Genomic DNA, 9,375 nt, shown 5'->3' on the forward strand with positions numbered 1-9,375 from the left:
CGGAAAACGCGCTGTCGGTAGAGAAAACCACCGGTGAAGTTCACCTGCGCCACCACGTTTCGCCAGAAGGCGTATACCGTGGTCGCAAAGTGGTCGACAAGGGCGCTGACGAGTAATCCTTGTCCGCTCAGATCATCGCGATCGACGCAATGGGCGGGGACTTCGGTCCCCGCAGCATTGTCCAGGCCAGTATTGCCTGCCTTAGTGCTACCCCCTCGCTGCACCTGACCCTCGTCGGTCAACCCTCCCTCCTTGAAGATCTCGTCAGCGGCTTGCCAGCTGCGGATCGCGCGCGCCTGCAGATTGTCGCCGCCAGCGAGGTGATCGGTATGGACGAGCGGCCCTCTCAGGCGTTGCGTGGCAAGCCGGACTCGTCGATGCGCATTGCCCTGGAACTGGTGCGTGATGGCAAGGCCCAGGCCTGCGTCAGTGCCGGCAATACCGGCGCGCTGATGGCGCTGTCGCGCTTCGTGCTCAAGACACTGCCGGGCATCGACCGGCCGGCCATGGTGGCGGCGATCCCCACCCAGGCAGGCTACTGCCAGCTGCTCGACCTGGGTGCCAACGTCGATTGCAGCGCCGAAAACCTCTACCAGTTCGCCGTGATGGGCTCGGTGGCCGCCCAGGCCCTGGGTATCCATCGCCCGCGGGTGGCCTTGCTGAATATCGGCACCGAGGACATCAAGGGCAACCAGCAGGTGAAGCTGGCGGCAACCCTGCTGCAAAACGCCCGCGGCCTCAATTACGTCGGTTTCGTCGAAGGTGACGGGCTGTATCGTGGTGAGGCGGATGTGGTGGTGTGCGACGGTTTTGTCGGCAACATCCTGCTCAAATCCAGCGAAGGCCTGGCCACCATGATCGGCGCGCGCATCGAGCGGCTGTTCAAGGGGGGCGCCTTGGCGCGGCTGGCGGGCGCCTTGGCCATGCCGCTGCTCAAGCGCCTGCAGGCCGACCTGGCCCCGGCGCGGCACAATGGCGCCAGCTTCCTTGGCCTGCAGGGCATCGTCATCAAGAGCCATGGGTCGGCAGGGGTGGAAGGCTTCCAGAGTGCGATCCAGCGGGCGCTGATCGAGATTCAGGAGAACCTGCCGCAGCGCCTGCACGGCCGCCTCGAAGACTTGTTGCCTTAGGTATTTCGCCGATGAAGTGCTTAAATGTGACCGCTTGGTCTGCGTCTCCATCCAAGTTTTCAAATTCCGCGTCTAGCCCAGGGCTCGGCGCACCCCATTCGACAAGATCATAAGGGCTTGTTCAATGTCTGCATCCCTCGCATTCGTCTTCCCCGGCCAAGGTTCCCAGTCGTTGGGCATGCTCAAGGAACTGGGCGCCGAAAAGCCGGTGATCGTTGAGACCTTCAAGGAGGCCTCCGAGGCTCTGGGCTACGACCTGTGGAAACTGGTCCAGGAAGGCCCGGAAGAACAACTCAACCAAACCGACAAGACCCAGCCGGCCATCCTCACCGCCTCCATCGCCCTGTGGCGCCTGTGGCTGGAAGAGGGCGGCGCCAAGCCGGCTTTCGTTTCCGGCCACAGCCTGGGTGAATACAGCGCCCTGGTCGCCGCTGGCAGCCTGTCGCTCAAAGATGCGGTGAAGCTGGTCAAGCGCCGTGGCGAACTGATGCAGGAGGCCGTGCCGGCCGGTCACGGCGCCATGGCTGCCATTCTTGGCCTGGACGACGCCGTGGTGGTCGAGATTTGTGCCAAGGCTGCCGAAGACGAAGTGGTCAGCGCGGTGAACTTCAATTCGCCAGGCCAGGTGGTCATCGCCGGCAACAAGGCGGCCGTGGATCGTGCCATGGAGCTGTGCAAAGAGGCCGGTGCCAAGCGCGCCCTGCCACTGGCGGTCAGCGTGCCGTCGCACTGCGCACTGATGAAGCCGGCCGCCGAGCGCTTCGCCGAAGCGGTCAACGCCATCGAGTGGAAGGCTCCGCAGATTCCGGTGGTGCAGAACGTCACCGCAGCCATCGCCGCCGACCTCGATGCACTCAAGCATGACCTGCTGGCGCAGCTGTACCAGCCCGTGCGTTGGGTCGAATGCGTGCAGACCCTGGCAGCCAACGGTGCCGTGAACCTGGTCGAGTGCGGCCCGGGCAAGGTCCTGGCCGGCCTGAACAAGCGTTGCGCCGACGGCGTCACCACCTACAACCTCAATACCCCCGATGCCGTCGCCGCCACCCGCGCGGCGCTGGCCTGAATTTGGAGAAGCTTGCATGAGCCTGCAAGGTAAAGTTGCACTGGTTACCGGCGCCAGCCGTGGTATCGGCCAGGCCATCGCCCTCGAGCTGGGCCGCCAGGGCGCGACCGTGATCGGCACCGCCACTTCCGCATCCGGTGCCGAGCGCATTGCCGCCACCCTGAAGGAGCACGGCATCAGCGGTACCGGCATGGAGCTGAACGTGACCAGCGCCGAGTCCGTGGAAGCGGTACTGGCCGCCATCGGCACGCAGTTCGGCGCGCCGACCATTCTGGTCAACAACGCCGGCATCACCCGCGACAACCTCATGCTGCGCATGAAGGATGACGAGTGGTTCGACGTGATCGACACCAACCTCAACAGCCTCTACCGTTTGTCCAAGGGCGTGCTGCGTGGCATGACCAAGGCGCGTTGGGGCCGTATCATCAGCATCGGCTCGGTCGTCGGTGCCATGGGTAACGCTGGCCAGGCCAACTATGCGGCCGCCAAGGCCGGCCTCGAAGGCTTCAGCCGCGCCCTGGCGCGTGAAGTGGGCTCGCGTGGCATCACCGTCAACTCGGTGACCCCAGGCTTCATCGACACCGACATGACCCGCGAACTGCCAGAAGCGCAGCGCGAAGCCCTGCAGACCCAAATTCCGCTGGGTCGCCTGGGCCAGGCCGACGAAATCGCCAAGGTGGTTTCGTTCCTGGCGTCCGACGGCGCAGGCTACGTTACCGGCGCTACCGTGCCGGTCAACGGCGGGATGTACATGTAAAACTGTAACTCAATGTGACGGATTGCTTCAAAAAAGAGTCATACTGCGAGCCTAAAATCCGTTATAAAGCTGCAACCAGATTCCAGGCAGAGGGTTAGGTAACCATTCCGAAGGTGCGTTCCGCTTGAAAAGCGAACGTCTTTCTATAAACTTGGTCACCGGCCAGCTGCCTGACATATGTCCATTAGGAGTGAAAACTAGGTATGAGCACCATCGAAGAACGCGTCAAGAAAATCGTCGCCGAGCAACTGGGCGTCAAGGAAGAGGAAGTGACCAACGAGAAGTCCTTCGTCGATGACCTGGGTGCCGATTCGCTTGACACCGTTGAGCTGGTGATGGCTCTGGAAGAGGAATTCGAGACCGAAATCCCTGACGAAGAAGCCGAGAAGATCACTACCGTTCAAGCTGCCATCGACTACGTCAACAGCCACAAGGCCTAAGACGCTGTAGTCGTCGCTTCTTGACGAGAAAAACCGCACTGCCTTTGCCGGCGTGCGGTTTTTTCTTTGCGAAACGCTGGCGTCGATCCGCTCGCACCGAGAGCCTGTTGCCATTTCATTCCATTGCCTGAATGCAATGGCAAGAGACTCTGATATTAGAAAAGGAGAGTACTGTGTCGCGTAGACGCGTCGTGGTCACCGGTATGGGTATGCTGTCGCCACTGGGTACCGATGTACCGAGCACCTGGCAGGGCATTCTGGCTGGCCGCAGTGGCATTGGTCCGATCGAGCACACGGACCTGTCTGCCTACTCCACCCGTTTTGGCGGCTCGGTGAAGGGCTTCGAGGTCGAGCAGTACCTGTCGGCCAAGGAAGCTCGCAAGCTTGACCTGTTCATTCAATACGGCCTGGCGGCCGGTTTCCAGGCGGTGCGTAATGCCGGCCTGGAAGTCACCGACGCCAACCGCGAGCGCATTGGCGTTGCCATGGGCTCGGGGATCGGCGGCCTGACCAACATCGAAGAAACCAGCCGTACCCTGCACGAGCAGGGCCCGCGCCGCATTTCGCCGTTCTTCGTGCCCGGTTCGATCATCAACATGATCTCCGGCTTCCTGTCGATCCACCTGGGTCTGCAGGGGCCGAACTACGCCATCGCCACGGCGTGCACCACCGGCACCCACTGCATCGGCATGGCCGCGCGCAACATCGCCTATGGCGAGGCGGACGTGATGATCGCCGGTGGCGCCGAAATGGCGGCCTGTGGCCTTGGCATGGGCGGCTTTGGTGCCTCGCGCGCGCTGTCCACCCGCAACGATGAGCCGGCCCGGGCCAGCCGCCCGTGGGACAAGGGCCGCGATGGCTTCGTGCTGTCGGACGGCGCCGGTGCCCTGGTGCTCGAAGAGCTGGAGCACGCCCAGGCCCGTGGCGCGACCATCTATGCCGAGCTGGTCGGTTTCGGCATGAGCGGCGACGCCTACCACATGACCTCGCCGCCCGACAGCGGTGAAGGTGCGGCGCGCTGCATGGCCAATGCCCTGCGCGATGCCGGCATCGCCCCGGAAGCGGTCAGCTACATCAACGCCCACGGCACCTCGACGCCGGCTGGCGATATTGCTGAAGTGGCGGCGATCAAGCGCGTCTTCGGCGAGCACGCCTACAAGCTGGCGGTCAGTTCGACCAAGTCGATGACCGGCCACCTGCTGGGTGCCGCAGGCGCGGTAGAGGCGATCTTCAGCGTGCTGGCGATCAACAGCCAGATGGCGCCGCCGACCATCAACCTCGATGAGCCGGACGAAGGCTGCGACCTCGACTTCGTGCCGCACGTGGCGCGCAGCATGCCGATCGATGTGGTGCTGTCCAACTCGTTCGGCTTTGGTGGCACCAACGGCTCGCTGGTGTTCCGCCGGTTCGCCGGTTGATGCAAAGCTGGATCGATGGCCAGCCGGCGACTGCGCTCAACCTGCAGAACCGCGGCCTGGCCTACGGCGATGGGCTGTTCGAGACCATCGCCGTGCGCAACGGCCGGCCCAGCCTGCTGGACGGCCACATGGCCCGCCTGGCGCTGGGTTGCCAGCGCCTGGCACTGGCTGGCGACCTGGCGCTGCTGCGCGATGAAGTCCAACGCTATGCCAGCCAGTTGGGCGAGGGTGTCGCCAAGCTCATCCTCACCCGTGGCGACAGCCAGCGTGGCTACGCGCCGGCGGTGGGTGTCGCACCGCGACGAATCCTGCAGGGCAGCGCGCTGCCCAGCTATCCTGTCGAACATGCCGAGCTCGGCGTGCGCTTGTTCCCCTGCCAGACCCGGCTTGGGGAACAACCCTTGCTGGCCGGCCTCAAACACCTCAACCGCCTGGAGCAGGTGCTGGCCCGTGCCGAATGGCAGGACAGCGAGCATGCCGAAGGCCTGATGCGTGATGGGCAGGGCAGGGTGATCGAAGGGGTGTACAGCAATCTGTTCCTGGTGCGCGATGGCAAGCTGCTCACCGCCGACCTCAGCCGTTGCGGCGTGGCCGGGGTGATGCGCGGCGCGTTGCTGGAGCAGGCGCAGGCGCTGTCGATCCCGTTGCAGGTGCGCGACCTGGCCTTCGACGAGCTCGAACAGGCCGATGAAGTGTTCGTCTGCAACAGTGTCTACGGCGTCTGGCCGGTGCGGGCAATTGCCGCGCTGTACTGGTCGCCGGGCCCACTCACCCGTAAACTGCAGGCCGTTGCCCGTACGTTACTGGATACCTGAATTCGTGAGACGCAAATTCCTGCTGCTGCTGGAAATGGGTTTGATCCTCGCAGGCCTGGCCTTGGGCTGGTCGGCCTGGAAGCTCAACTCGGTGCTGGAGCAGCCCTTGGCCGTGACGCAGGAGCGCCTGCTCGACGTGCCCAATGGCACCAACCCCAACCGCATGTTCTACCGCATGCAGCACGAGGGGCTGCTCGATGACGCCGTCTGGCTGCGCCTGTACTGGCGCTTCAACATGGCCGATGTGCCCCTGAAGACCGGTGAGTACCGCCTCACCCCGGGCATGACCGTCGAAGACCTGTTCGACGCCTGGCGCCGGGCCGATGTGGTGCAATACAACCTGACGCTGGTCGAAGGCTGGACCTTCCGCCAGGTGCGCTCGGCGATCGCCAAGCACGAAAAGCTCAAGCACACCCTCGACGGCCTGTCCGATGCCGAGGTGATGGACAAGCTCGGCCACACCGGGGTGTTTCCCGAAGGGCGCTTCTTCCCCGACACCTATCGCTTCGTGCGCGGCATGAGCGACGCCGAGTTGCTGCAACAGGCCTACATGCGCCTGGACGATGTGCTGGCCAAGGAGTGGGCTGAGCGCAGCACCGACTTGCCTTATCGCGACCCCTACCAGGCGCTGATCATGGCTTCGCTGGTGGAGAAGGAAACCGGCATTCCCCAGGAGCGCGGGCAGATCGCTGGCGTGTTCGTGCGCCGCCTGCGCCTGGGCATGATGCTGCAGACCGACCCCACGGTGATCTATGGCATGGGCGAGCGCTACAACGGCAGGATCACCCGCGCCGACCTGCGCGAGCCGACGCCCTACAACACCTACACCATCAGCGGGCTGCCGCCGACGCCGATTGCCATGGTCGGGCGCGAGGCGATTCACGCCGCGCTCAATCCATCCGATGGCACCAGCCTGTACTTCGTCGCCCGCGGCGATGGCAGCCACGTGTTCTCCGACGACCTGGACAACCACAACTCGGCCGTGCGCGAGTTCCAGCTCAAGCGGCGTGCCGATTACCGCTCCAGCCCCGGGCCACAGGCCGCGCCTGCCGACGATCAACCCGCGGCGGATGAGCCCGAGGCGCAGGAGCCGGCCCCGGCCAGCGAACCTGCACCGGCGCAAGCGCCGGCGCCTGACGAACAACATTAAGGACTGCTTGTGAGCGGCTTGTTTATTACCCTTGAAGGCCCCGAAGGCGCGGGCAAGAGCACCAACCGCGACTACCTGGCCGCACGCCTGCGCGAACAGGGGCTGGACGTGGTGCTGACCCGCGAGCCGGGCGGCACCCCGTTGGCCGAGAAGGTCCGCGAGCTGTTGTTGGCACCCAGCGACGAAGCGATGGCGGCCGACACCGAGCTGCTGCTGGTGTTCGCCGCACGTGCCCAGCACCTGGCGCAGGTGATCCGCCCGGCCTTGGCCAAGGGCGCGGTGGTCTTGTGCGACCGCTTCACCGATGCCACCTATGCCTACCAGGGCGGCGGCCGCGGCCTGTCGGTCGAGCGCATTGCCGCCCTGGAGCAATTCGTCCAGGGCGACCTGCGCCCGGACCTGACCCTGGTCTTCGACCTGCCGGTGGAAGTCGGCCTGGCCCGCGCCGCCGCGCGCGGTCGCCTGGACCGTTTCGAGCAGGAAGGCCAAGCCTTCTTCGAGGCCGTGCGCCAGGCCTACCTGCAGCGCGCGCAGCGCGAGCCGCAGCGTTACACCTTGCTGGACGCCGCGCAGCCACTGGCTGGCGTGCAGCGTGCCATCGACGCCTTGCTGCCGGCCATCGTGGAGCGTTGCCGTGGCTGAGGCCTACCCCTGGCAGCAGGCGCTGTGGCAGCAGTTGGCCGGGCGCCCCCGGCATGCCCATGCCTACCTGCTGAACGGCCCCCAGGGCATCGGCAAGCGTGCCCTGGCCGAGCGCCTGATGGCGCGCCTGCTGTGCCAGCAACCGCAGGGGCTCGATGCCTGCGGGCAGTGCAAGGCGTGCCACCTGCTCAGGGCCGGTAGCCACCCGGACAACTTCGTGCTGGAGCCGGAAGAGGCCGACAAGCCGATCAAGGTCGACCAGGTGCGTGAGCTGGTGTCCTTCGTGGTCCAGACCGCGCAGCTCGGTGGCCGCAAGGTGGTGCTGATCGAGCCGGTCGAGGCGATGAACGTGAACGCCTCCAACGCCTTGCTCAAGAGCCTCGAGGAGCCCTCCGGCGATACCGTGCTGCTGCTCGTCAGCCACCAGCCCAGCCGCCTGCTGCCGACCATCAAGAGCCGCTGCCAGCAGGTGACCTGCCCGCAGCCCAGCCTGGCCCAGAGCCAGGCGTGGCTGGCCGCGGCGCTGCCCGAAAGCGACGAAGCCGAGCGCGATGAGCTGCTGACGCTTGCGGCCGGCTCGCCCTTGACGGCAGTGAAGCTGCAGGCCCAGGGCGTGCGCGAGCAGCGCGCATTGGTCACCGAAGGGGTGAAGAAGCTGCTCAAGCAGCAGCAATCGCCCAGCCAGCTGGCCGAGGCCTGGAGTGGTGTGCCATTGTTGTTGCTGTTCGACTGGTTCTTCGACTGGTCGCACCTGATCCTGCGCTACCAGTTGAGCCAGGACGAAGCAGGGTTGGGCCTGGCCGATATGCGCAAGGTCGTGCAATACCTGGCGCAGAAGAGCCGCCAGGGCAAGGTGCTCGAGGTTCAGGCGTGGATCCTCGAACAGCGCCAGAAGGTGCTGGGCAAGGCCAACCTCAATCGCGTGCTGCTGCTGGAAGCGTTGCTGGCCCATTGGCAGCAGTTGCCGGGCGCTCGCTGATTTTTCATTTCCTCATGTGTGTCGTATCCCATGCTCGTAGATTCCCATTGCCACCTCGACCGTCTTGACCTGAGCGCCCACCAGGGTTCCCTCGATGCCGCCCTGCAGGCGGCCCGGGAGCGCGGTGTCGGGCATTTCCTGTGCATTGGCGTGAGCGCCGAGAACGCCGGGGCGGTCAAGGCCCTGAGCGAGCAGTACGCCGATGTGGATTGCTCGGTGGGGGTGCACCCGCTGGACCTGGCGCCCGGCGAAACCCCGGCCCTGGAATGGCTGCTGCGCGAGCTGGCACACCCGCATGTGGTGGCGATCGGCGAAACCGGGCTGGACTACCACTACGAGCCAGAAGCCGCAGAACTGCAGCAGGCCTCGTTCCGCCTGCACCTGGAAGCATCTCGCCAGACCGGCAAGCCGGTGATCGTGCATACCCGCGCTGCCAGGGCCGACACCTTGGCGCTGCTGCGCGAGGCCAACCTGCCCCAGGCGGGCGTGTTGCACTGTTTCACCGAGGACTGGGACATGGCCAAGGCCGCCCTGGACCTGGGCTACTACATTTCGTTGTCGGGCATCGTCACCTTCCGCAACGCCGATGCCTTGCGCGAAGTGGCGCGCCAGGTGCCGGTCGACCGCCTGCTGGTGGAAACCGATTCGCCCTACCTTGCGCCCATCCCGCACCGCGGCAAGCCGAACCTGCCGCAGTACGTGCGCGAGGTGGCCGAGTACGTGGCGTCCTTGCGCGGGGTCAGCTACGAGCAGCTGGCCAGCCAGACCACCGACAACTTCAAGCGCTTGTTCCCCCTTGCCCGCGTAGCGGCGTAAGGCGGGCAAAAAAAACCCGGGTTCTGGGGGGGGAATCCGGGTTAAGACCATTAGGAGTAAAACAAAGGTACGCGGTCCCTGAGCACCTTTATTGGCGCGCCACTTGGGGGGGATGCGCCGCGCCAACACTTCAAGTATTGGTCAGGTTTGGCGCAGTGCCAGTGC

General features: G+C 65.1%; 11 protein-coding genes. All 11 read left to right on the forward strand.

The window, feature by feature from the left end; translation table 11 throughout:
- Positions 1 to 116: 50S ribosomal protein L32 (gene rpmF, locus B3E94_RS17300; RefSeq protein WP_349681711.1), on the forward strand; the 116-nt coding region annotated here is incomplete at its 5' end.
- 3 nt (positions 117 to 119) lie between these two features.
- The gene (gene plsX / locus B3E94_RS17305) at positions 120 to 1,130 is read left to right on the forward strand and encodes a phosphate acyltransferase PlsX (RefSeq protein WP_286914425.1); all 1,011 of its coding nucleotides are present in this window, start codon (positions 120 to 122) and stop codon (positions 1,128 to 1,130) included.
- Positions 1,131 to 1,254: 124 nt separating this feature from the next.
- Complete coding sequence (gene fabD / locus B3E94_RS17310; protein WP_286914426.1) at positions 1,255 to 2,193, forward strand: ACP S-malonyltransferase; 939 nt, start codon at positions 1,255 to 1,257, stop codon at positions 2,191 to 2,193.
- Between the two features lie 16 nt (positions 2,194 to 2,209).
- Positions 2,210 to 2,950, forward strand: a complete 741-nt coding sequence (fabG, locus tag B3E94_RS17315) for a 3-oxoacyl-ACP reductase FabG (protein WP_286914427.1) — start codon at positions 2,210 to 2,212, stop codon at positions 2,948 to 2,950.
- A 203-nt stretch (positions 2,951 to 3,153) separates the two neighbouring features.
- Positions 3,154 to 3,390, forward strand: a complete 237-nt coding sequence (gene acpP / locus B3E94_RS17320; RefSeq protein WP_008096410.1) for an acyl carrier protein — start codon at positions 3,154 to 3,156, stop codon at positions 3,388 to 3,390.
- 173 nt (positions 3,391 to 3,563) lie between these two features.
- Positions 3,564 to 4,808 carry a beta-ketoacyl-ACP synthase II gene (fabF, locus tag B3E94_RS17325; RefSeq protein WP_176512236.1) on the forward strand — a complete coding sequence of 415 codons (1,245 nt, stop codon included), beginning with the start codon at positions 3,564 to 3,566 and terminating at the stop codon, positions 4,806 to 4,808.
- Positions 4,808 to 5,623 carry an aminodeoxychorismate lyase gene (gene pabC / locus B3E94_RS17330; protein WP_286914430.1) on the forward strand — a complete coding sequence of 272 codons (816 nt, stop codon included), beginning with the start codon at positions 4,808 to 4,810 and terminating at the stop codon, positions 5,621 to 5,623. The genes fabF and pabC overlap by 1 nt, the downstream gene beginning before the upstream one ends.
- 4 nt (positions 5,624 to 5,627) lie before the next feature.
- On the forward strand, positions 5,628 to 6,773 hold the full coding sequence (gene mltG, locus B3E94_RS17335; RefSeq protein ID WP_176512238.1) for an endolytic transglycosylase MltG: 1,146 nt from the start codon (positions 5,628 to 5,630) through the stop codon (positions 6,771 to 6,773).
- A 9-nt stretch (positions 6,774 to 6,782) separates the two neighbouring features.
- On the forward strand, positions 6,783 to 7,415 hold the full coding sequence (gene tmk / locus B3E94_RS17340; RefSeq protein ID WP_286914431.1) for a dTMP kinase: 633 nt from the start codon (positions 6,783 to 6,785) through the stop codon (positions 7,413 to 7,415).
- Positions 7,408 to 8,394, forward strand: a complete 987-nt coding sequence (locus B3E94_RS17345) for a DNA polymerase III subunit delta' (RefSeq protein ID WP_286914432.1) — start codon at positions 7,408 to 7,410, stop codon at positions 8,392 to 8,394. Before tmk ends, B3E94_RS17345 begins: the two co-directional genes overlap by 8 nt.
- Positions 8,395 to 8,424: 30 nt before the next feature.
- Entirely contained in the window at positions 8,425 to 9,210 is a 786-nt protein-coding gene (locus B3E94_RS17350; protein WP_236235513.1) for a TatD family hydrolase, read from the forward strand.
- Positions 9,211 to 9,375 lie beyond the last annotated feature (165 nt).

The organism is Pseudomonas sp. UBA6315, assembly GCF_002438125.1.
GTDB classification, from domain to species: Bacteria; Pseudomonadota; Gammaproteobacteria; order Pseudomonadales; family Pseudomonadaceae; genus Aquipseudomonas; species Aquipseudomonas faucium.

Coding starts and splice junctions, on each gene's coding strand:
- fabD (WP_286914426.1), top strand. CDS start 1,255: ATGTCTGCATCCCTCGCATTCGTCTTCCCCGGCCAAGGTTCCCAGTCG.
- fabG (WP_286914427.1), top strand. CDS start 2,210: ATGAGCCTGCAAGGTAAAGTTGCACTGGTTACCGGCGCCAGCCGTGGT.
- acpP (WP_008096410.1), top strand. CDS start 3,154: ATGAGCACCATCGAAGAACGCGTCAAGAAAATCGTCGCCGAGCAACTG.
- pabC (WP_286914430.1), top strand. CDS start 4,808: ATGCAAAGCTGGATCGATGGCCAGCCGGCGACTGCGCTCAACCTGCAG.
- B3E94_RS17350 (WP_236235513.1), top strand. CDS start 8,425: ATGCTCGTAGATTCCCATTGCCACCTCGACCGTCTTGACCTGAGCGCC.